Below are 22,332 nucleotides of genomic sequence, written 5' to 3' on the forward strand. Positions count from 1 at the left end.
CAATTCATACAAATTCAACTATTTTTGCGCAATGGCAAAGCAAGAAGATAAATTTAAGAAGGTAATAGCCCATGCCAAGGAGTATGGGTATATTTTTGGTTCTAGTGAAATCTATGATGGATTAAGTGCGGTATATGATTATGGACAAAATGGAGCAGAGCTGAAAAAAAACATCAGAGAGTACTGGTGGAAAAGTATGGTATATATGCATCAGAATATTGTAGGTCTTGATGCGGCTATATTTATGCACCCAACTACTTGGAAAGCTTCTGGACATGTGGATGCTTTTAATGATCCACTCATCGATAATAAAGACTCGAAAAAACGCTACCGTGCTGATGTCTTGGTAGAGGATTTCAGAGAAAAAATCAATCAGAAAATTCAAAAGGACATTACCAAAGCCAAAAAACGTTTTGGTGATGCTTTTAATGAAGATGAGTTTAGAAGTACAAACCCTAATGTACTTCGTCGTCAAAAAGAAATGGATAAAATTACTGCTGAGCTCACTAGGGTTCAGGAGGAAAATGATCTTGTTGGCTTTAAACAGTTAATCGAAGATCTTGGGATTGGTTGTCCCGAAAGCGGATCCAAAAACTGGACAGAGGTTAGACAGTTTAATCTCATGTTTGGAACCAAACTAGGAGCTTCGGCAGAAAGTGCTACTGATCTTTACCTTAGGCCAGAGACTGCACAAGGGATATTTGTGAATTTCCTTAACGTTCAGAAAACCGGAAGAATGAAAATTCCTTTTGGAATTGCACAAACGGGTAAGGCATTCAGAAATGAAATCGTGGCACGACAGTTTATCTTCAGAATGCGTGAGTTTGAACAAATGGAAATGCAATTCTTTGTCCGACCAGGAGAAGAGATGAAATGGTATGAATACTGGAAAGAAACCAGACTGAAATGGCATTTATCACTTGGATTAGGAGAAGAAAATTATCGTTTTCATGATCACGACAAGTTAGCACACTATGCTAATGCAGCAGCGGATATAGAGTTCAACTTCCCATTTGGATTTAAGGAATTGGAAGGTATCCATTCCCGAACCGATTTCGACCTTAAAGCGCACGAGGAATATTCTGGTAAAAAATTACAGTTTTTTGATCCAGAATTACAAGAAAGTTATGTGCCATACGTAGTAGAAACATCTGTTGGATTGGATAGAATGTTCCTGGCTGTATTCTCTTCGGCTTTGCAAGAAGAAAGTTTAGATGATGGATCAAGTCGTGTGGTTTTAAAACTTCCTGCTGTGGTAGCACCAGTAAAAGCGGCTATCTTGCCATTGGTGAAAAAAGACGGGTTACCCGAAGTAGCACACAAAATAGTAGAAGAATTGAAATGGAAATTTAATGTAATCTACGATGAAAAAGATGCAATTGGTAGACGTTACAGAAGACAAGATGCCAATGGTACACCATTGTGTATTACCATAGATCATGACACTTTGAATGATCAGACCGTAACCATTCGTGATCGAGATACCATGGAGCAAAAAAGAGTGGCTATTACAGATCTTAAAACCATTATATCCGAGAAAACTGATGCCGAGTATTGGTTAAAATAATATATCATATCAAACGTTTTGATAATAAAGCTGTCTAATATAATCGAAGACAGCTTTATTTGTTTTTAAATGATATTAATTACTGGGTTTCAAGCTTTGAAGATAGCATGGTTTTTAAATGATAATTCAGAAATACTATTTGTGGATTGTCATATATAGAAGTTAAATTGTATTTTAGCCGCAATCTAAAGAGTTTAGACACTCATAAAACGTTAGTTGCTATGCTATTAAAAAAAATTGTTTGTGTCGCTTTTCTGTTTGTTGTAGCCATTGGATTTTCTCAAAAAAAGGAAACTGCTAATGCTACATTTTTTGGTCAAGCTACATCTATGATAGAAGTTGGTCCTTTGTCAGGAAAGAAACTGATCCCCGAAACACCAAGAAAAGGAGAAGTGAATCCCAAAAGAATGGGAGCAAATCAAATTGTTCCTGGAAAAGGGAGACCAATAAATGGCGAAGATCCACTTTTGTTTAAGCAAAAAAGTATGCAAGGTACAAGAGTAGGAAAAGCTCCTTCCTTAACTTTTGAAGCTACTTCGACAAATAGTGCACCTTCTGACCCTACGGGTGCTATAGGACCTAACCATTATGTAAGTGCAAGAAACTCTTCGTTTGCTATTCATGACCGATCAGGAAATGTGTTGGTGCCATCTACATCTTTGGCTTCCATTTTCCCTGGAGAAACGTTGGGAGATCCGATCGTGTTTTACGATAGTTTTGCCGATCGTTTTGTAATTACTCAGTTTGATGGAGATCCCTTCAATCCGGAAGATCCACAAAATGGATTTTTGGTTGCTGTAGGTCAAGGACCAGATCCTGTTAATGATGGGTGGTTTACTTACCGTTTCTTTACAGGAACTTTTCCAGACTATACCAAGTTTTCAATCTGGTCTGATGGGTATTATATTACTGCTAATAAAGATCAGGGAAATCAGAGTAACAGTGAAGTTGTATATGTGATTGAAAGAGATCTTATGTTACAAGGTAGAGAAGATGCTCGAATTGTTGGATTCCCTTTACCGGGAGTTAGAGATTTTGGGTTCTATAGCCCGGCATCTTTTAATGCTATTGGTTCAGAATTACCCCCAGAAGGAGACGCACGAGTTATTTACTTTCAGGATGATGCGTGGACAGGTGTTGCAGAAGATGAGTTAAAACTTTGGGAGATTAATGTTGATTGGAATAATATTGAACAATCTACTATTGCAGAGGCAGAAGAACTTACTGTTAGTAGTGGTGCTATTTCTGCTTTTGATACTACTTTTGATGGAGGAGATTTTGGTAACTTACCGCAACCAACAGGTGGAAGTGATATCGATGCATTGCAAGGAACCGTAATGTATGCTACCAATTACAGAAGATTTTGTGATTATAACTCGGTAGTGTTAAATTTTGCGATTGATATCGATAGTAGACAGGATACGTCAGGTGCAGATATTGATAATGTGGCAGGAATTAGATGGTACGAATTGCGTCAAAATGGAGACGGACAACCCTGGACGGTATTTCAAGAAGGAACCTATACTTCTCCAGACGGAAAAAGTGCATGGTGTGGGAGTATGGCGATGGATATTTTCGGAAATATTGGAATGGCTTATACTACTATGGGTACCGTCGAGGATGGAGCCACAGCAAACAGTTTTGCTTCTATTCGATATACAGGAAGATTGGCAACAGATCCCCCAGGAACAATGACGATAACAGAACAAGATATAGCGATAGGGACCGACATACAAAGAAACGGAGGAAATCGTTACGGAGATTATGCGCATCTTTCTGTAGACCCAGCAGATGATAGAACGTTTTGGCATATTGCCGAGTATTTTCAAGCTACAGGGAACAATGCTAGAGATGTAGTTGGGGTATTTACTGTGGGTGATGATGTTGCCAATGATGTTGGAGTGGTTCGTGTGGATTCACCAAATGATGCAACTTTTACGGGTTTAACAACCATTACAATATCGATTAAAAACTTTGGGACAACAGCTCAAAGTGATATTCCGGTAGTATATTCTGTAAATGGAGGAGCGGATCAGACAGAGTTATTTGCAGGCCCATTAGCTCCAGGAGAAACTGCTTCTTTCTCTTTTGCTACGCAGGCAGATTTTTCTACAGGGGATGAATTTTTTATCAATGCAGAAACTAATCTGGCCGGAGATAGTTTTCCGGATAATGATTGTGCGACCAAAAGTGTAGAAAATTTATTAGCTAATGATGTAGGGATTTTTGAATTAGTATCACCTACGACAACAGGTCAGTTTACTTCAACCCAAGAAATAACTATAATCATTAATAATTTTGGAGGGACACCTCAATCCAATATCCCTGTGTTTTATACAATTAATGGCGGGGCTCCGGTAAATGAAGTGTTTACAGGTACAATAGAATCATTAGGATCAGCAGAATATACTTTTACCACTACAGCAGATCTAGAGGCATTTGATACTTATACTTTTGAAATAGGTACGGCGCTTACTACAGATCAGCAAACTGCTAATGATGTAATTAATAGAACAATAGTAAACCAACTTTGTGCTCCCACAGCCAATTGTAGTCAGTTTGGAGATGGGATTACTTCGTTTATTTTGTCTAACGTTACCAACTCTCCTATTGCCTGTACTACGGGGTACGAAGATTTTACAGCAGACTTTATAATAGAATTAAATCGATTGGTGAGCACGTACACAGTTACGGTGCAATCTGGATTTGGAGACCCTAATGGTGCTGAACGATGCTCGATATGGATTGATTTTAATGACAATAATATATTTGAGGATAGTGAGTTGATTCTAAGCAATGGGATCATTACAGCGGCAAATACGAATATTGATTTTGATATCACTATTGCCGAGGATGCTGCTTTGGGGAGACACTTATTTAGAATAAGAGCTGGAGATACTAATTTGAATGATGGAGATCCTTTGAATAATCCTTGTGGTTCTATGCAATTTGGTAGTACACATGATTATATTGCCGAAATTTCCGAAGAAGATGTGGTTGAACCAGATCCAGAACCTATAGCAAATACGGATCTTATCGTGGTTACACAACCAGATAATCAGTTTTTGATTACCAAGGTAGATTCTAATGCTCCAGAGGAGTTAAGAGTGTATATTTTTAGTATCACCGGACAAATTGTTGCTTCAAATCTGGTAAAAAGAGATGCCAGTAATAGATTTGAATATACGTTGGATATGTCTTTTGCAAGATCTGGAGTCTATTTTGCAAGATTTGGAGAAAGCAAAAGTAGTGGTGATGTAGCTGGGTTTGTAGTAAGGTAGTATAATGCTCTTACTCTTCTCTTTTGCTAATTTCTTGAATTGATACTGGCCTTGCGATACTACAACGGCTATTCATTCGAAGACTGGCAAATTTTACCCAGACCTTTTCGGGAATATCATTTTTAAAAAACTGTTCAATATTTATAGGATCAAGGTTGTCCTTATATTCTTCAATATTTAGAATATAAGGACAACCTTGTGTTTTACTCACCTGTATGTTTCCTTTACGAAATCCTTTTTCTATCATTTCGGCAGCACTGACTTTTTGAGTTGTTGCCGAGGTTTCGGCGGTATCCTTTGCGGCAACGCCTTTTGCTGGACCACAGTTAAAAACGCTAAGTAGTAGCAAGAATCCGGTTAATTTGAGTGTGTTTATCATGATTTGTGGATTGTTTTCAATAAAGATCATAAAAAAATCTCAGAATTATTGTATGACACAAAAGATTACTTGCAACGATGCAAAGTTTAAGAGGTATTTAGAATATTGAAATAAACTAAGTTTTATTTTTACAAAAATTTAAATCGTAGTTCATGAAAATCATCTCTTACAACGTAAATGGGATTCGCGCAGCAATCAATAAAGGATTTATTGATTGGCTTACTCAAGCGGATCCAGACGTGATCTGTTTACAAGAAATTAAAGCCAATAAAGAACAATTAGATCTACAGATATTTGCTGATGCCGGATACAGCTATAATTATTGGTATAGTGCTCAAAAAAAGGGCTATAGCGGGGTCGCTATTTTGTCTAAAACCGAACCCGATCATGTCGAATATGGAACTGGGATAGATTACATGGATTTTGAAGGCCGTAATTTGAGGGCAGATTTTAATGGGGTATCGATAATGAGTTTGTATTTGCCAAGTGGAACCAATATGGATCGTTTGGAACATAAGCTAAAATATATGGCAGATTTTCAGACCTATATCAATGAATTAAAAAGCACTTATCCTAATTTGGTGATTCTTGGGGATTATAATATTTGTCATGAGGCTATCGATATTCATGATCCTGTGCGTAATAAAAATGTATCTGGTTTTTTACCCGTAGAAAGAGAATGGATTGGAAGCTTTATGGAGAGCGGATTTATTGATTCTTTCAGGCATTTTAATAAAGAACCTCATAATTACTCCTGGTGGAGCTACAGGGCCAATGCAAGAGCTAATAACAAAGGATGGCGTTTGGATTACGGAATGGTAGCAGAACCTTTACAAGATAAACTAAAAAGAGCCGTTATATTATCAGAGGCAAAACATAGTGATCACTGCCCTATCGTAGTAGAATTAGAAGTGTAAAAAAAACAATAATATGATCAAAAGAATTGTATGTGTACTGCTTGTTGGAACGGTAATGTCTTCTTGCGTTTCCTCAAAAGTGTATAAGGATTTAGAAAGCAAATATGCCGATTTAAAAAGAGCAAATCGTAGAATGCAAGATGAGTTTTCTGCCTTAGAACAATCAAATAAGGCTAATGAGAAAGCTTTGGCGCAATTGGATGAACAATATCAAAAAATGCTTGCCGAAAAAGAAGCTTTGCAAGCAAAATACAATGCTGCTTTGGCTAATTATGAGAACTTAAAAAACTCGTACGATGCGCTGGAGAAAAACAGTTCTGCTGCCATTGCTGCCAATAGCAAACGCAATCGAGAGTTATTATCTCAATTAGAGGACAAAGAACGAGCATTGGCACAAGAACGTACACGATTGGATCAATTGCAACGTGATTTGGATGCCAGATCCCAGCGAATTGATGAGTTAGAAGGATTAATTGCTGCCAAAGACGCCAAGATGCAATCGCTCAAAGATGCCATATCCAAAGCATTGCGCAATTTTGAAGGGAAAGGATTAACCGTAGAAGAGCGTAATGGAAAAGTATACATTTCTATGGAAAATAAACTGTTGTTTGAGTCCGGTAGCTGGGCTGTAGGTGGTCAAGGAAGAAAAGCGGTAAAGCAATTAGGAAATGTATTGGGAGAGAACCAGGATATAGCAGTATTGATCGAGGGGCATACCGATAATGTACCTTATACAGGTAATGGGCAACTATCTGGTAATTGGGATTTATCCACCAAGCGTGCTACAGCTATTGTAAATATTCTGCTGGAGAATAACCAGATCGATCCGCAAAATCTTACTGCAGCAGGTAGAGGAGAGTTTGCTCCTGTGGCTAGTAATGAGAGTAGTGAAGGTAAAAGTAGAAACCGAAGAATTGAGGTGATTTTGACCCCTAAACTAGATGAGATTACCAAGTTGCTCAACGATATCTAGTAGTGCAGTAAAATCATAAAAAAAGCGACCCTAATTGGGTCGCTTTTTTTATGATTTTCTTTTATTCTATAATTCATCAAGAATTCTTCTAATTTCTTCTTCGTTATCAGATTTTGCATTTTCTTTTACGCGTCTTAAGACGTCAAAAAACTTGTCTACTACTTTATTGGCCATTAGTGGGTCTGTAAGTTTAAGTTCTCTACCAGTAGACGTAAGTAATTTGTAATTATAAAATGTAATTGGGACAGACTTATCCAATTCCTTTACCAAAGAAGTAGTTCCAGTACTTTTTACAATAGAAATTACGTTACCGTTGGCAATTACTTTATCCGTAATTTCAGAAACATCTTTAGCTAATGGATATAATTCTTTTTCATGAAGCTCATCAAGTTCTCTCCAATTATATTGTTGAGCCTGAACTGATAATCCTGCGCATAGCACAAATGTAAGTAGAAATAATTTTTTCATAATGTTTGGGTGTTAAAAAATGTATTTAGTTTTAAAGTTAACTCCGCCTGTTTGCAAACGGAAAAATTTATTTTTTATTGTTAAAATAACCTTAAAAACAGGGTTAAATTACTTAATTTATTTCACAAAAACCAAAAAGTGTGCCACGGATTTAGGAAACCAAATTAAAATACTAAATTATGCATATATTGCGTAAGCATATTGTTTTTCTAAAAAACATAAAGATAAGGAAGACAAGTAATAAAAGGACGTTGCGAAACGTTTATTAAACCCCATTAATTTAAAACTACAGCGCCATGAAGAGGCTACCTATTTTTGTACTAGTACTACTATCTGTGATCAAAGGAGTAAGCCAGGAAAGTGAAGAGTACTATGAAGAAGAGTACCAAAACGAAGACGAATATCAGGACGAGGAAGAAGTGCCAGAGGAAGAAGAGGTGAAAGTCAACTACATAGACATCTATGATTATTTTAGCTTTACCAATGATGAGTATAACAACGCTTTGGATAAGGTGAATGATCTGGATCCGGCAGATCAAAATGTTTTTTACGCATTTGTATTAGAAGTCCAAAAAGATAAAGTATTAAAAGATCGTTTATTCGGGGAGTTGGCCGTTAAACCTAAAAAAAAGAAGCTTTACAAGGGTAAAGACAGCCCAGGATTTATGTGCGTGTTACGAGGTCTTTTGGAAAACAAAACCGTATACGAAGAGGTGATTAAAGACGGAGGGTCTGAAGGTCAGGCCAGAAATGTTGCTGCCCTTGCCGAAAGAACCGTGAGGAGGAAATGTGGTATTACCAAAAAAGCGAATACCCAGGAGTAGTATGTCTTGTTTTTCTGTCCCCTAGGTAACTCCCCCGAGGCGTGTACTTGGGTGCTTAAATCTAATCGATTTCCTTTAGATAAGATGATCAAGCAAATTTGTCTTAGAAACAGTATTGTATCCATATGTTTTCCAGAGGTACTGGATTTTCCCATTGAGCCAAATTACTTTTTGATCATATCCTGAGTTTCCCGAAGGGAAATCTCAATTACCCATGGCATGGCGTCAATTTACCTCTCGTTCGTAATCCGGAGCTCGTTGAAAGGGTAATCTGTTAATCCTTTGAATTAATACACCTCCCGTTTGTCACCCTAAGCTTGCCGAAAGGGTAATCGCAATAGTGCTTGGCTTCAATATATCTCTAGTTCGTAACCCTGAGCTTGCCGAAGGGTAACATTTTCATTTACTTTGCTATACACTAGTAAACATCTCATCTTATCATGAAATATATACTTCTTTTTGTTGGGCTTTTTCTATTCTTATGTACAAACTCACTAAGCGCTCAATCCGGTAATGATACGCTTGTGGCATGGCAGTACTATCAAAAGGCGGATTCTTTATTACAAGCAAGAAAAATGGATAGTTCTATCGTTTATTTTAATCGGGCATTATCCATTTATGAAAAGAATAATATGTTGGAGCGTATGGCGGCAAGTTATAATGGGTTGTCAGATAGTCAATTAAGAATATATAAGATCAATGATGCATTAGTAAATGCTAAAAAGGCACTTACAATTTGTCAAGAACACTTTTCGGAAGATCATGTTCAAGCTGCATATGCCTATGACAACATTGCTAAATCTTATTTGATCTCTAGAGATATTGATAAAGCCTTAGAATTATATAACAAAGCATTGGAGATTAGAACAAAAATATTGCCTGAAATTCATTTTGATAAAGCCAAGTCCTACAGTAATTTAGCTTTAATTTATACCCATACTTCTAAATACCCCAAAGCACTATTGTATAATAATAAAGCTCTAGAAATAATGCTAGAAGTGTTGGGTCCAGATCACCCTAAAAATGGTATTATTTACAATAACTTAGGTGTCATTTCTGATCGAATGGGTAGGTTTGATGAAGCTATAAAATATCATAAAAAAAAGATAGAGATTATGTCTAAAGTTTATGGCGAAGAGAATTTATCTGTCACACAAGCCTATGTTAATTTAGGAAGTGCTTTTCAAAACATGAATATGGGTAAAGAGGCCTTAAACTACTATGATTTAGCTTTAAACTACTATAAAAATAATAGTGTTAATAATAATGATGTGGCAGTCATCTATAACAACATGGGAGGAATATTTCGTGATAATGGAGAGTATGATAAGGCTTTGAGATATTATGAAAAAAGTCTCAAAATCTATACTGAGATCCTAGGGGAGAGCAATGCAAAATTAAGTAGTCAGTATTTAAACATAGGAGGGCTATATAATGTGAAAAATGAAAATGACAAGGCACTTTTTTACTATCATGCAGGGTTAGATCTTTTAAAAAAAGTGAGTAAAGATAACTTGCAAATTGAATCTAAACTTCATTTAAATATAGGTAATGCCTATAGAGATCAGGGAAGATACAATTTGGCTTTAGAATCGTATCAAAAATCCACTACTGTCTTAATCAATATATTCGGTAAAGAACATAATATGGTTATGGATAACTATTCTTTAATTTCTGACATATATATAGAAACAGGTGATTATAAAAATTCAAACCTATTCCTTGATAAAGCACTGACAATTTTAGAGTATAAAACGGGACAATATAATCCTATAACAACTATAGCTATAGATCGGATTGCTAAAGTCTATTTTAAACAGAAGAAATATGATGAAGCAATAGTATTTTATAACAGAGCATTGGAATTAAATACAAAAAAAGACCGAAGTTTTGTTAAAAGAGATGAATTTGCTTTAGACCATTATTATGATCTACAGGTTTTGTTATCAACTTTAAAAGGTAAGGCTGATTCCTTTTTATCCTTATATGAAATTCATAAGAATAAAAACCTAGTGGATTCTAGTCTTGTCACATACAGAAAGGCTGATTCTTTATTATTTAAATTGAATCAAACTTATCAAAGTCATAAGGATAAAATTTCTTTGGCAGAAAAGCGAAATAGAATATATGAAGCCTCTATTAGGCTTCAATTGATTTTGGAAGGAGATTTTAAAGATAAGAAGGCGCTGAGTAAAGCATTCTATTATAGTGAAAGAAGTAAATCAGGTATACTACAGGAGCTACTTGCTGATATTGAGTTAAATAATGATTTTTTATTGCCAGAGGCTATGTCCTATTTTAATAGGAATCTAAAAGTCAATAAATCAAGGTTGCAATCTCAAATAATAAATTTAGGATCCGAAGAGTCTGCCGACTCTTTAAAAATTTCAGAATTCGAAAATCAACTTTTTGATATAAACAGAAAACAGGATTCATTGACTACAGTGATAGAGACCAATTATCCAAAATACTATAATTTAAAGTATCAAAATAAGGTAATTTCTGTTGCGGATATCCAAAGTAAGCTCGATGAGCAAACCACATTGCTCGAGTTTTTTACTTCAGACAGTACTACTTATGCTTTTACTATTACCAAAAGTAGCATTGATGTGCAAGAATTAGCGACTCCTGATCTTGCCAACAAGGTGAACGGTTTTAATCAATCCATTACTTCCAAAGAGCTAAAAGCATATAAAACATATGGCTATGAACTATATCAAGAACTAGTTAGTCCTATAGCATCAAAAATCAAAGGAAATCAATTAATCATTGTGCCAGATGGTCCTTTATGGCATCTTAATTTTGATCTGTTATTGGCTGAGCGATCAGATGCTAACAATCCTAAGGAACTTCCCTATCTGGTAAAGGAGTATATCATCAGTTATGCGAATTCTGCTACCCTTTTGTTTGATGCTTTTAAAGAACCAAAAAGAGAAGACGTTGCCGAAGAGTGTCTTGCCTTTTCTTTTACAGATAGTACAAGTATCGAACAAACTAAAACGATGAGTTTGGCAGCCTTGCGAGATACAGGGGATGATTTGCCAGGCACTCGTGAAGAGATTAAGGCGATTTCAAACATTATTGATGGGGAATATTATTTTGGCTCTCAGGCTATAGAAACCAACTTCAAAAAGAACGCTAACAAATATAATATCTTGCATCTGGCACTTCATGGCGAAGTAGACAATGAAAGACCAGAAAATTCGAGATTGTTTTTTACCAAAAGCAATGATACGATAGAGGATAATTTTTTATATAGTCATGAGCTCTTTGCGCTAGATATCCCGGCAGAACTTACGGTGTTGAGTGCTTGTAACACAGGAAGTGGTAAAATTGCCAAAGGAGAGGGGATTATGAGCTTGGGTAATGCATTTCAATACGCAGGAACAAAAAGTTTGCTGCTAACGAGTTGGGAAGTTTCTGACCAAACTACACCAGAACTCATGAAGTATTTCTATACTAACCTTAAAAAGGGAATGAATAAGGCAGAAGCACTACAACAAGCCAAGCTACAGTATATCAATACTGCTGATGTGAATAGAGTAGCTCCTTTTTATTGGGGTGGATTTTATTTGGTAGGCGATCCGGAGCCTATTCAATTTGCAGATAACAATTGGTGGTATTGGTTGATTGCTGGGGTAATGGTTATGCTTATTTTGCTTTTGATACGGAAAACCAAAAGAGGGTAAAATAGGATTTTAAAAGAATTATAGAGTTCTGCAATTATGCTTGGATTGCCTATGAGTATTCCCAAGAGAATGATCCATTGATTGATCTACTCAAGCCTGTTGAAGGGTAATTGCAATTATCCTTGGTATCAATGTTCCTCTCGTTCGAAACCCTGAGCTTGCCGAAAGGGTAATCTGTTAATTCTTAGAATTAATACACCTCCCATTTGTCACCCTGAGCTTGCCGAAGGGTAATCGTCATAGTACTTGGCTTCAATATACACGTCATTCGTAACCTTGAGCTTGTCGAAGGGTAACATTTTCATTTTCTTTGTCACTTCTATATAGACCATACCCTTTACACAATGAAACGTACCCTCTATTTTCTTTCTTTTTTGGCTGTAGTATCGATACCACAAATTTCTATTGCGCAAACATTGGATACATTAACTGCTCACAGCTATTACAAAACAGCTGATTCTTTATTTGTTGATGCTCGATTTAAAAAATCATTAGAAACTTATGATAAGGCACAATTTGCCTATCAGGAAGCTCAGGCTTGGGAAAGGGTTGCTCATTGTTTAAATCAAAAATCCAATATTCAAAAAATTCAATCCAATTTTGAGACCTCTCTAGAAAATGCAAATAAAGCGTTAGAAATATGTAATCAATATTTACCAAAAAACAGTAGAGAGGAAGCATTTGCATATGATAATATTGGTCATTACTATGAGCAAAGTGTCTCAGACTTCACCAAAGCCAGAGAAAATTTTGACAAAGCTTTGGCGATACGACGTAAAATAGCTCCAGAAGAGCATGAAGATATAGCACTTTCTTATGACAAAATTGGGGTATGGTACCATAGACAAGGACATATTGATAGAGCTTTAGAGTATTATAAAAAATGCTTAGCCATAAGAGAAAATGTTTTTGGGAAGCATCATCCTGCCACCGGAGAAACCTATAAACGAATAGGAATGGTTCAAAATAGCAAAGGAAACTACCAAAAAGCTATTGAATTGTATACAAAAAACTTAAACATTACTCTGGATACTTATGGCGAAGGACACCCTCTTACTGCTTCTCCACACTCTGATGTAGGAGGGATCTATATGCGAACTTCAAGATATAAGAAAGCAGAGTTTTTCCTTAAAAAATCTCTTGAGATAAGAATAAGTAGTCAAATAGAAAGTAGAGAAAATGAAGCTCATTTATACTATCAACTTGGGACACTGTATAAAGAAATTGATAGAAGTGATTTATCCGAATCATATTATACCAAAGCGATCACTTTGTATAAAGAACTTTTTGGTGGAAATAGTATTTATGTTGCTAATTCGTACTACAGTTTGGGATTATTATCAGGTGGACTTGGACTTAATGATCAAAGGTTAGAGTATCTATACAAGGCATTGGAGATATATACTGCAAAATATAAGAATAGTCGGAATCTGGGAAAAATTTATAATGGTATTGGAAATGCGTACAGGAAGAAAGGGGCTTATGAAAAAGCGCAGGAGTTTTATAAAAAATCCTTAGACTTCTCTATAAAGAAAGCAGGCGAAAAACATTATCAAACGGCCACCGCTCTAAATAGTTTGGCTTATGTAAATATGGATATTGGGAATTACGACCAAGCATTGTTGTATGCCAGAAAAGCTTTGGAGATCAACAAGCAGGTCTTTGGAGAGACACATGAAAAAATAGGAGTTACATATAACGTAACAGGTAATATTTATCTTTTTAAGAAACAGTACGATGAGGCCTTAACATCATACAAAGAAGCCTTGGACATATTTCTTAAAATTTTTGGTGAAGATAATTCTATAGTTGCAGAAACCTTAGAATATATTGCAAAAGTAAAAAGCAAGATCAATGCTTATGATGAAGCTTTAGGCTATTATAATAGGGCAAAGAAAATACGAAAGAACATATTTGAAAGCGATAATAATTTTAGTATTAGATCAGATATTTATATTGCTGAAGTGTACTATGATCAGGGGCTTTATAGTAAAGCTTTAGATTGTTATACTAAGGTTGTTAGGAGTTGCATAGAAAATCAAATCAATCGTAAGTATGCAGAATACCTTGATAATAATATGTTGTTAACTGGCCTAATTGGTCAAGCAAAATGCTATACTGGTCTTTATCAGAAAAATAAAGATGAGCCTTACCTAAACAATGCCATTGCTCATTATAAAAAAGCAGATCTGGTGATTAATAAGATTCGTCAAGGGTATACTTCATTTAAGGATAAAGTTACCTTTTCTAAACAAACTAGAGAAGTATATCAAAAAGCTATAGAAGCTCAATTTTTATTGTATTCAATTACATCCGATCAAAAGTTACTAGAAAAAGCATTTTATTACGTAGAGAAAAGTAGAGCTAATATTTTGAGGGAAATGGTAAATGATCCGTCAACCAATCAATCTTTGGCTCTACCAGAGGATTTGGTTTCTTTGGAAAAAAAGTTGAGAATCAATAAAGCATTTCATCAATCAAAAATTGCCAATTTCCTGCAAAATGATAATGCTCGAGAGGATCAGGAATTGGCAAGTAAATCTGGTGATAGCTTAGATATTTCATACCATGAAAATAAACTCTTTGAAATCAATCGCAGACAAGATTCTTTAACTCAGGTGTTATTGACCCAATACCCTAAATATTATCAGCTCCTCTACGCGAATGATCTCATTACCTTAAACGATATTCAAAAACGACTTGACGAAAACAGTGCGTTGTTAGAGTTTTTTGTTTCAGATAGTACTACTTATACATTTTCGATTTCAAAAGATACTATAGTTGCAAAGAGTCTGTCAACCGCAGAATTAGAAGAAAAAGTAAAGTCGTTTAGAGATAAGATTGTAGAAAAAGATCTTGAGGCTTATCAAGAGTATGGACATGATTTATATACAATGTTAATTGCACCATTGCAACCACATTTAAACAGTAAACACCTAACGATAATTCCTGATGGGCCATTATGGCATCTCAATTTTGATCTGCTCCTTACGACCAAACTCACCAGTGTAGATCCTACAGTTTTACACCCCAAAGAGTATCCCTATTTGATGAAAAAGCATGCAATATCTTATGCGAATTCTGCTGATTTGCTTTATAATCGTCTTAAAGATGAATCCAGGGATGAATCTATGAAGGAACAATGTCTGGCTTTTTCGTACTCCAATAATGACAAAACTTCAAATTCAAAAATAAGCTTTGATCTTTTAAGAAACGCTACGGAGGATCTCCCGGGAACTAGAAAAGAAATACGATTTATATCAAATATAGTTGATGGGGAGTATTACTATGGATCAACAGCTACCGAATTTAATTTCAAAAGAAAAGCAGGTGGGTACGCTATTGTGCATCTGGCTTTACATGGGGAAGTAGATAATGAACATCCAGAAAATTCTAAACTGTTCTTTACAAAAACCAAGGACACTTTAGAGGATAGTTTTTTATACAACCACGAGTTGTTTGCGATGAATATTCCTTCAAGACTTACTGTGTTAAGCGCATGCAATACCGGTAGCGGTAAAATTGCTAATGGAGAAGGTATTATGAGCTTGGGGAATGCGTTTCAGTATGCAGGTACCAAAAGCTTATTGCTTACAAATTGGGCAGTTTCAGACGAAACTACACCTGCCATTATGCAATATTTCTATAAAAACTTAAAAGAAGGGATGCCTAAAAATGTGGCTTTACAGCAGGCAAAATTGAAATACCTAAACTCTGAAGAGTTTTACTACCTGTCCGATCCTTTTTATTGGGGTGGATTTTACTTGGTAGGTGATCCAGAGCCTATTCAATTTGCAAGTAAAAATTGGTGGTATTGGATTTTGGGAATAGGTTTGGTGGCAGTATTACTTATGGTTTTTTATATGATAAAAAGAAGCCGCAACATAGAGTTAACTACATAATTATTAGGAGGTTTGGATTATTGTGCTATCTTTAACAGTAACTAAATCTATAAAATTCTACCCTATTATGTTTATTATCTTCGGAACCCGAGGAATAAAACATACTGTTAATGACAGTCCTGTTTTATCCAATTCTTGTCCAAATTGTAACGACGGAAACCTTGTACATAAATTGTATCGCAGATGGTTCACCTTGTTTTTTATTCCTGTAATTCCACTAGATGTGGTGGATCGCTTTTATCAATGTGATCGTTGCAAGAGTGCATATAATGAAAACATCAAAACCGTTTTGCAGCAATCAAAACAAGAGATTGATGAAAATCAAAAACGTGCAAAACAAATTTTCGCAAAAGCTTTGGTGGCTTCTATGACTCATATGTCGATCATCGATGGAGATTTTGCTAAAGAAGAAGAGCGCGAAATTATGGATGTGATTGAAGGTTTTGCAGAAATGAGAGAAGAACTTATGGTAATACATGAAGATGTAAAAGTGAATGGAAATAAGGACAATCGAGTTTTTAATTATTTGAGCGAAGCTAGAAATGCCTTATCCTCTGAAGCGTTGATCAATGTATTAGCACAGGCTGCCGTGGTCTTATTGGCCGATGGATCTATTGAAGAGGAAGAAGAAACGCTAATGAAAGAATACTTGATCGCATGTGGATTGCCAAAAGAAATGTATCAAACGTTAATTGATAAATTAAAACAAAAAGACATATCCAAACTCAAAGAAGGGCAGCTAAACTAGCTTGCCTTCTAAAATATTTTAGCAAAAACAGCCGGTTTGATCTGGCTGTTTTTTTATTACATATCCTCATTATTTAAAAATAATTACCTTTGTGATGTACTTATAAGTACTCGTTCTTTGAATACCCATACTCCATAGTTTTTGAATTGAAGTTTAATTTAAAAATGAAAAATGATGAATTGGAAAATTCAAAAACTATTGAATGGAGAGACTATTGTCTCTAAAGAACCTGGTAATTCGATGTTACCTATTCTAAAATCAAAACAACCTGTGGTATTGACTCCTGTTAATTGGGAGGACTGTGATACCGGTGATATTGTGTTTTGTAAAGTGAGAGGTAACTGTTTTACGCATTTGGTAAAAGGAAAAAATGCGAAACGAGGATTACTAATCGGTAATAACCGAGGTCATCTTAACGGATGGACCAAAAAAGTATATGGCAAGGTGATTGAAATATTACCAATGTCATAGATGTGGCGCTTTAGGCGCTTTTTTTGTTTGTAAAAGTTACTTCAATTATAACGTCTTCAAGACAAAATGACTACACGTAATTGAGGAAAAGAAGCTAGTGATGACCGCTTGTTCGGAAGCTCTTTAATGCTTGAAAAACTAAAAGAGGCTGCAGAGGATATGTGTTATTTACGCTCGAGAGGGTTTGCCGAAAAGTCTACGATACAATTGGTAGGGAATAGGTATCGACTCAATGCCAGACAACAAAAAGCTTTGCGAGGCATTAGTGCAAGTAAACAACAAATCTTATTGCGAAAAGAACGAGTGTTACTCCCAAAAGAACTTAAAGGAATGACCGTTGCCATAGATGGTTTTAATCTGTTGATTACTCTAGAAAGTGCGTTGTCTGGGGCATATATTTTTAAAGGGCTTGATGGGTATTACAGAGATATTTCTGGAGTTCATGGTACTTACAAAAGAGTGCAAAAGACGCAACAGGTGCTTCAAATGGTAGCCGATGCACTTCAGGAACTAGACGTCCTCTCAGTACATTGGTTTTTTGATGCCCCAGTATCCAATAGCGGCCGACTCAAAACACATCTTAGAGAAATGGCCGAGCAACAAGATTTGCCATGGCATATCGACTTGGTCAATGATCCAGACAAAGTATTGGCAGATTCTTTGGATGTAGTAGTGACTTCTGACGCCTGGATATTAGATAGAGCAGAAAGTAATTTTAATTTGGTGGAGTATCTTCTCGAAAATAAAATCACTAAAAAATGTATTGTAGAGGTTTCTTGATCACTTCCCTCAACGAACGATAGCATTCCCTCATTTTGGATTTCACAATAACACGTTTTGATCTACTTTTAGCATATAAATAAGAAATATAATTAGTGTTTAGGTTGGTTAGTTGGTGCAAATAGATACAACTCTGGGGGTATAGTTGTGTCTGTTTGAGCAAAAAAAAGAGCTTCATATCGAAGCTCTTTTTCAGGTTAAAAGAGGGGGTATAGTCAGTCATCATCCCTCTTTGCTCGGGTCAAACCACTCTCCCCTGGCATTTGAATACACAATTTTGGTTGGGTTATTCATGCTTATAATTAATCTAAAATTTTGGTTGGTATCTATAATATATTTTGGTTAATGTCTCCTCCTGATCAAATAGATCAGAAAAAGTTTTTGTTTTCATAATTAAGTGTAGAAACAACTATTCCATTGCTATGTCTATTTTGTAAATATTTATATGTCAAATAGTTAAGTGAATGTTGAATTTTTTTTGACTTTCAAAATATGTAGAGAATTCAGAATTATTGTGGAATTATTGCACAGATTTATGCCTTACAACTGTTATTTATTATGATAATTTTTGGAATAGTTTAGCGCAAGAGTTTCTACTTTTGACGACATTAATCAACCAAAATACGAGTGTTTTAAGAATGAAGTACACTACTTTACCCAATACAGATATTAAAGTAAGTAAGATATGCCTTGGAAGCATGACCTGGGGAGAACAGAATACAGAAGAAGAAGGTCATCAACAGTTGGACTACGCAGTAGAACAAGGTGTTAATTTTATAGATACAGCAGAGTTATATTCAGTTCCTGCCAAGAAAGAAACTCAAGGAAGTACCGAACGGATTATAGGAACCTGGTTAAAGAAAACAGGTAAAAGAAACGAGGTGGTTATTGCTTCAAAAATCACGGGTCCAGCAGAGTTTAGTAAGCATATTAGAAGTGGCGGTTTTGCAAAAAATGAAATAGAAGATGCGATCCATAAAAGTCTGGAGCGATTACAAACAGATTATATCGATTTGTATCAGTTGCATTGGCCAGAAAGACAAACTAACTTTTTTGGTAAACTAGGATATACTCATGATGAAAACGAGGCTTGGACTGATAATTTTGCCGAGATATTAGGTCATTTGGAAGGTTTTATAAAAGAAGGTAAAATTAGACAAATAGGGATATCTAATGAAACAGCTTATGGGGCAATGCGTTATGCCGAAGAGGCAAAGAAAGGAATGCCAAAAATGATTACCATTCAAAACCCATATAACTTACTGAATAGAAAAGACGAAATTGGATTGACAGAAGTTTTGCATAGAGAGCGTATGGGACACCTTCCCTATTCTCCTCTTGGTTTTGGAATGCTTACTGGTAAATACCTCGAAGAAATCCCAAAAAACTCAAGAGTAGATCTGTTCCCGAACTATAATAGATATATGAACGAGAATAGTTATAAGGCTACTCGAGCATATAACGAAATTGCGAAAAAACACAATGTTAGTTTGACTCAGATGGCGTTAGCTTTTGTAAATGAACGACCTTTTGTAACGAGTAATATTATTGGTGCAACAAGTCTTACACAACTCAAAGAGAATATAGGTAGTATTGACCTTACCTTGTCTGAAGAAATTTTAAAAGAAATAGAAGAAGTACATAATAGTATTCCAAATCCAGCACCATAACGCTAACCAAAAAGATATTCTACAACATCTTCAATTTTGGCAACCAACTGAACCTTTATTCGGGGGTTTTGTATTGCAATTTTGTTGTATTTGGAAACAAAGATGGTAGAAAAACCTAGTTTTTCTGCCTCTTGTATGCGTTGTTCTACTCGTGTTACCGGGCGTATTTCTCCGGCCAGACCAACTTCGGCAGCAAAGCAATATTCTTTTGGGATAGGAATATCTTCACTAGAAGACAATATAGATGCTACAACCGCAAGATCAATAGCAGGGTCGTCTACTGATATTCCTCCGGTAATATTGAGAAAGACATCTTTTGCTCCTAATCGGAATCCAGCTCTTTTTTCGAGTACAGCAAGGATCATATTGAGGCGTTTCAGGTTATATCCGGTAGCACTACGCTGCGGAGTACCATAAACTGCGGTGCTGACCAGAGCTTGTATCTCGATCATTAAAGGACGCATCCCTTCGAGTGTGGCAGCTATAGAAGTACCGCTAAGGTCTTCGTCTTTTTTTGAAATTAAAATCTCACTTGGGTTGTTTACTTCTCGCAAACCATTGCCTAACATTTCATAGATCCCCAGTTCTGATGTAGATCCAAAACGATTTTTCAGTGCACGTAAGATCCGATATACATGGTTTCGATCTCCTTCAAATTGCAATACGGTATCGACCATATGCTCCAAAATTTTTGGACCAGCAATATTTCCGTCTTTGGTAATGTGACCGATAAGGATGACAGGAGTGGCAGTTTCTTTAGCAAATTTGATCAGTTCTGTAGTGCATTCCCGAATTTGAGAAATGCTCCCTGCACTGCTTTCGATGTAATCGCTGTGCAGTGTTTGGATCGAATCGATAACTACAATATCGGGTTCTGTAGCTTCAATTTGCCTAAATATGTTCTGCGTTTTTGTTTCGGTAAGTATAAGGCAATTATCAGTTTTGGATGTAATACGTTCTGCCCGCATTTTGATTTGCTTTTGACTTTCTTCACCTGATACATACAATGTTTTATAGGGTAATTTCAGGCAAATTTGTAGTAATAAGGTACTTTTTCCGATTCCAGGTTCTCCTCCAAGTAATGTCAAAGAACCAGGCACTAATCCTCCTCCCAAAACACGGTTTAGTTCTGCATCATCGGTATTATAACGTGCCTCTTTTGCGGTATCAATTTCAGAAATACGTAAAGGCTTCGCCATTTTCTTGTGGGGCTGATTGGTAGTAGCCGCTTTCCAATCCTTAGTGGTTGCTTTTTGTACCACCTCTTCAACAATAGTATTCCATTCTTTGCAAGAAGTACATTGTCCTTGCCATTTGGCATACTGGGCTCCACAATTTTGGCAAAAAAATACGGTTTTGGTTTTAGCCATATTACTTATCTATCAGCTGTAAAAATACTATTATTTGTAGTTTAATAGATACGGATATAAAATAAAAAAGATCCCGAAATTCGAGATCTTTTAAATAAGTTATATATGTGTTTTTACCAGCCAAAGTCATCTTTGATCTTATTTACTTTGTCTAGCATATAATCTTTTGTCAAGAAAGCAATTTCAGCCAACTGGAAACCATTTTCATAAGCTCTCATCGCCTTTTTCGGTTCTCCAGTTTGCTCATAGAACATTCCAAGATAATAGTGTCCAAGCATCACATCTGGATGTTCTTTTATAGCTAATTTACCAAGAGGTTCTAGTTCTTCCCACTTTTCATTTTTTTCTATTGCTGTTGAAACTGCAATAAAATCATTCACTCGAATTTGGCGTTTGATCCCATAGAGTTTCTCGGTGGTTCTATACATGTCTACCAAATAGTCGTAGGTAGAAGTCTCTAATGGAAGTAAGACTTCTTTATACGTTTTTTTACTTATAGGACGATACATTTCGAAGATACCTTCCAATGCTCTTGGAATTCCTCTTCCTACTAGTGTATAGTGTGAAGACTCATCAAAATTATCAAAGAAAAAATGCATATCAGGGTTTTCTTCCAGTGCCTCGATTTGCTCACTAAAAGCAATTGCATCTTTTTTGATGTTATCAGCGTCATTGGTGGCTGTGGCTGCATAATACCATACATCTGTAGCACTGGACAATACATTAGTAATACGCTCTTTCATTGGAGGAGCAAATTCTGGACTAAGGCATATATATCCTTGAAAAATAGGGTTGTCTTTAAATAAGAAATAATTGATAAAGTTAGCCGTAAAATCATGGCCAACAATAATCTTTAATTGAGCAGTTCTATAGGTCTGATCCAGATATGGCATCAATTCTTGTCCGATAAACTCAAAAAACTGCGCTCCTTTTTGATCTGGTAAATATTCTGCAAGATCATATCGGCAATCATCAGTTCTTGTTTTTCTTTGATTAACGCCCACTACTATTGATTCTGGCATATCTTCCCAATAGGAAAAATAATCAACATTTCCAGCAACGGGTTCAAACAAATAATCTCCATCCAATACCAAAATCACAGGATAGGTTTTGTCTACATTCTTTTTGTAATTTCTGGGTAATTGAATTTTCAATTCTCGGCTTTGATCTAATTTTATAGATCTAAAGGATTCATATATAGCTTGGGTATACCCTGAAATGGTAAGACAACAGGCCATAATAAGAAGTATACTTTTCTTCATAAGTAATGCGTGATTTAGGTTAAGCAGGTGA

At 35.8% G+C, this 22,332-nt stretch carries 15 protein-coding genes; 11 read left to right on the forward strand and 4 right to left on the reverse strand.

Going from position 1 to position 22,332, the window contains the following annotated elements; all coding sequences use genetic code 11:
- Positions 1-31 precede the first annotated feature (31 nt).
- Both ACXAGJ_RS09210 and ACXAGJ_RS09215 read left to right on the forward strand, forming a co-directional pair.
- A complete protein-coding gene (locus tag ACXAGJ_RS09210) occupies positions 32-1,567 on the forward strand; it encodes a glycine--tRNA ligase (RefSeq protein WP_474839138.1) in 1,536 nt (511 codons plus the stop codon).
- Positions 1,568-1,788: 221 nt separating this feature from the next.
- A complete protein-coding gene (locus tag ACXAGJ_RS09215) occupies positions 1,789-4,848 on the forward strand; it encodes a GEVED domain-containing protein (protein ID WP_474839139.1) in 3,060 nt (1,019 codons plus the stop codon).
- 10 nt (positions 4,849-4,858) lie between these two features.
- Here ACXAGJ_RS09215 and ACXAGJ_RS09220 read toward each other — a convergent pair whose 3' ends face one another.
- Positions 4,859-5,227 carry a hypothetical protein gene (locus tag ACXAGJ_RS09220; protein ID WP_474839140.1) on the reverse strand — a complete coding sequence of 123 codons (369 nt, stop codon included), beginning with the start codon at positions 5,225-5,227 and terminating at the stop codon, positions 4,859-4,861.
- A 152-nt stretch (positions 5,228-5,379) separates the two neighbouring features.
- On the opposite strand from ACXAGJ_RS09220, the gene ACXAGJ_RS09225 reads away from it, so the two are divergent.
- Together ACXAGJ_RS09225 and ACXAGJ_RS09230 are read left to right on the forward strand one after the other, a co-directional pair.
- Complete coding sequence (locus ACXAGJ_RS09225; RefSeq protein ID WP_474839141.1) at positions 5,380-6,144, forward strand: exodeoxyribonuclease III; 765 nt, start codon at positions 5,380-5,382, stop codon at positions 6,142-6,144.
- A gap of 13 nt (positions 6,145-6,157) precedes the next feature.
- Positions 6,158-7,117 carry an OmpA family protein gene (locus ACXAGJ_RS09230; RefSeq protein ID WP_474839142.1) on the forward strand — a complete coding sequence of 320 codons (960 nt, stop codon included), beginning with the start codon at positions 6,158-6,160 and terminating at the stop codon, positions 7,115-7,117.
- 66 nt (positions 7,118-7,183) lie between these two features.
- On the opposite strand, the gene ACXAGJ_RS09235 is transcribed toward ACXAGJ_RS09230, so the two are convergent.
- Complete coding sequence (locus ACXAGJ_RS09235) at positions 7,184-7,585, reverse strand: hypothetical protein (RefSeq protein ID WP_474839144.1); 402 nt, start codon at positions 7,583-7,585, stop codon at positions 7,184-7,186.
- Positions 7,586-7,881: 296 nt separating this feature from the next.
- Between ACXAGJ_RS09235 and ACXAGJ_RS09240 the strand changes: the two genes are divergently transcribed.
- The 7 genes from ACXAGJ_RS09240 (at position 7,882) to ACXAGJ_RS09270 (ending at position 19,669) form a co-directional block, all read left to right on the forward strand.
- Complete coding sequence (locus ACXAGJ_RS09240) at positions 7,882-8,409, forward strand: hypothetical protein (protein ID WP_474839146.1); 528 nt, start codon at positions 7,882-7,884, stop codon at positions 8,407-8,409.
- A gap of 440 nt (positions 8,410-8,849) precedes the next feature.
- Positions 8,850-12,098 carry a CHAT domain-containing protein gene (locus ACXAGJ_RS09245; protein ID WP_474839148.1) on the forward strand — a complete coding sequence of 1,083 codons (3,249 nt, stop codon included), beginning with the start codon at positions 8,850-8,852 and terminating at the stop codon, positions 12,096-12,098.
- Positions 12,099-12,442: 344 nt separating this feature from the next.
- The gene (locus ACXAGJ_RS09250; RefSeq protein WP_474839150.1) at positions 12,443-16,000 is read left to right on the forward strand and encodes a CHAT domain-containing protein; all 3,558 of its coding nucleotides are present in this window, start codon (positions 12,443-12,445) and stop codon (positions 15,998-16,000) included.
- 67 nt (positions 16,001-16,067) lie between these two features.
- Positions 16,068-16,748, forward strand: coding sequence for a TerB family tellurite resistance protein (locus tag ACXAGJ_RS09255; protein WP_474839152.1), 681 nt, complete (start codon positions 16,068-16,070; stop codon positions 16,746-16,748).
- A gap of 171 nt (positions 16,749-16,919) precedes the next feature.
- A complete protein-coding gene (locus tag ACXAGJ_RS09260; RefSeq protein ID WP_474839154.1) occupies positions 16,920-17,219 on the forward strand; it encodes a hypothetical protein in 300 nt (99 codons plus the stop codon).
- A gap of 126 nt (positions 17,220-17,345) precedes the next feature.
- On the forward strand, positions 17,346-17,999 hold the full coding sequence (locus ACXAGJ_RS09265; RefSeq protein ID WP_474839156.1) for a DUF434 domain-containing protein: 654 nt from the start codon (positions 17,346-17,348) through the stop codon (positions 17,997-17,999).
- Positions 18,000-18,637: 638 nt separating this feature from the next.
- Entirely contained in the window at positions 18,638-19,669 is a 1,032-nt protein-coding gene (locus tag ACXAGJ_RS09270) for an aldo/keto reductase (protein WP_474839158.1), read from the forward strand.
- Positions 19,670-19,671: 2 nt separating this feature from the next.
- Here the strand turns inward: ACXAGJ_RS09270 and radA are convergent, their stop codons facing one another.
- Both radA and ACXAGJ_RS09280 read right to left on the reverse strand, forming a co-directional pair.
- Entirely contained in the window at positions 19,672-21,039 is a 1,368-nt protein-coding gene (gene radA / locus ACXAGJ_RS09275) for a DNA repair protein RadA (RefSeq protein ID WP_073318638.1), read from the reverse strand.
- Between the two features lie 113 nt (positions 21,040-21,152).
- Positions 21,153-22,301: an alpha/beta hydrolase gene (locus ACXAGJ_RS09280; RefSeq protein WP_474839161.1), complete on the reverse strand. Its 1,149-nt coding sequence runs from the start codon at positions 22,299-22,301 to the stop codon at positions 21,153-21,155.
- Positions 22,302-22,332 lie beyond the last annotated feature (31 nt).

Source organism: Aquimarina sp. AWH4_224, from assembly GCF_056160245.1.

Excerpts from the sequence above, each read along its gene's own strand:
- ACXAGJ_RS09230 (WP_474839142.1), top strand. The coding sequence starts at position 6,158 with ATGATCAAAAGAATTGTATGTGTACTGCTTGTTGGAACGGTAATGTCT.
- ACXAGJ_RS09280 (WP_474839161.1), bottom strand. The coding sequence starts at position 22,301 with ATGAAGAAAAGTATACTTCTTATTATGGCCTGTTGTCTTACCATTTCA.
- ACXAGJ_RS09215 (WP_474839139.1), top strand. The coding sequence starts at position 1,789 with ATGCTATTAAAAAAAATTGTTTGTGTCGCTTTTCTGTTTGTTGTAGCC.
- ACXAGJ_RS09220 (WP_474839140.1), bottom strand. The coding sequence starts at position 5,227 with ATGATAAACACACTCAAATTAACCGGATTCTTGCTACTACTTAGCGTT.
- ACXAGJ_RS09255 (WP_474839152.1), top strand. The coding sequence starts at position 16,068 with ATGTTTATTATCTTCGGAACCCGAGGAATAAAACATACTGTTAATGAC.
- ACXAGJ_RS09235 (WP_474839144.1), bottom strand. The coding sequence starts at position 7,585 with ATGAAAAAATTATTTCTACTTACATTTGTGCTATGCGCAGGATTATCA.
- ACXAGJ_RS09240 (WP_474839146.1), top strand. The coding sequence starts at position 7,882 with ATGAAGAGGCTACCTATTTTTGTACTAGTACTACTATCTGTGATCAAA.
- ACXAGJ_RS09270 (WP_474839158.1), top strand. The coding sequence starts at position 18,638 with ATGAAGTACACTACTTTACCCAATACAGATATTAAAGTAAGTAAGATA.
- ACXAGJ_RS09245 (WP_474839148.1), top strand. The coding sequence starts at position 8,850 with ATGAAATATATACTTCTTTTTGTTGGGCTTTTTCTATTCTTATGTACA.
- ACXAGJ_RS09250 (WP_474839150.1), top strand. The coding sequence starts at position 12,443 with ATGAAACGTACCCTCTATTTTCTTTCTTTTTTGGCTGTAGTATCGATA.
- radA (WP_073318638.1), bottom strand. The coding sequence starts at position 21,039 with ATGGCTAAAACCAAAACCGTATTTTTTTGCCAAAATTGTGGAGCCCAG.
- ACXAGJ_RS09265 (WP_474839156.1), top strand. The coding sequence starts at position 17,346 with ATGCTTGAAAAACTAAAAGAGGCTGCAGAGGATATGTGTTATTTACGC.
- ACXAGJ_RS09225 (WP_474839141.1), top strand. The coding sequence starts at position 5,380 with ATGAAAATCATCTCTTACAACGTAAATGGGATTCGCGCAGCAATCAAT.
- ACXAGJ_RS09210 (WP_474839138.1), top strand. The coding sequence starts at position 32 with ATGGCAAAGCAAGAAGATAAATTTAAGAAGGTAATAGCCCATGCCAAG.
- ACXAGJ_RS09260 (WP_474839154.1), top strand. The coding sequence starts at position 16,920 with ATGATGAATTGGAAAATTCAAAAACTATTGAATGGAGAGACTATTGTC.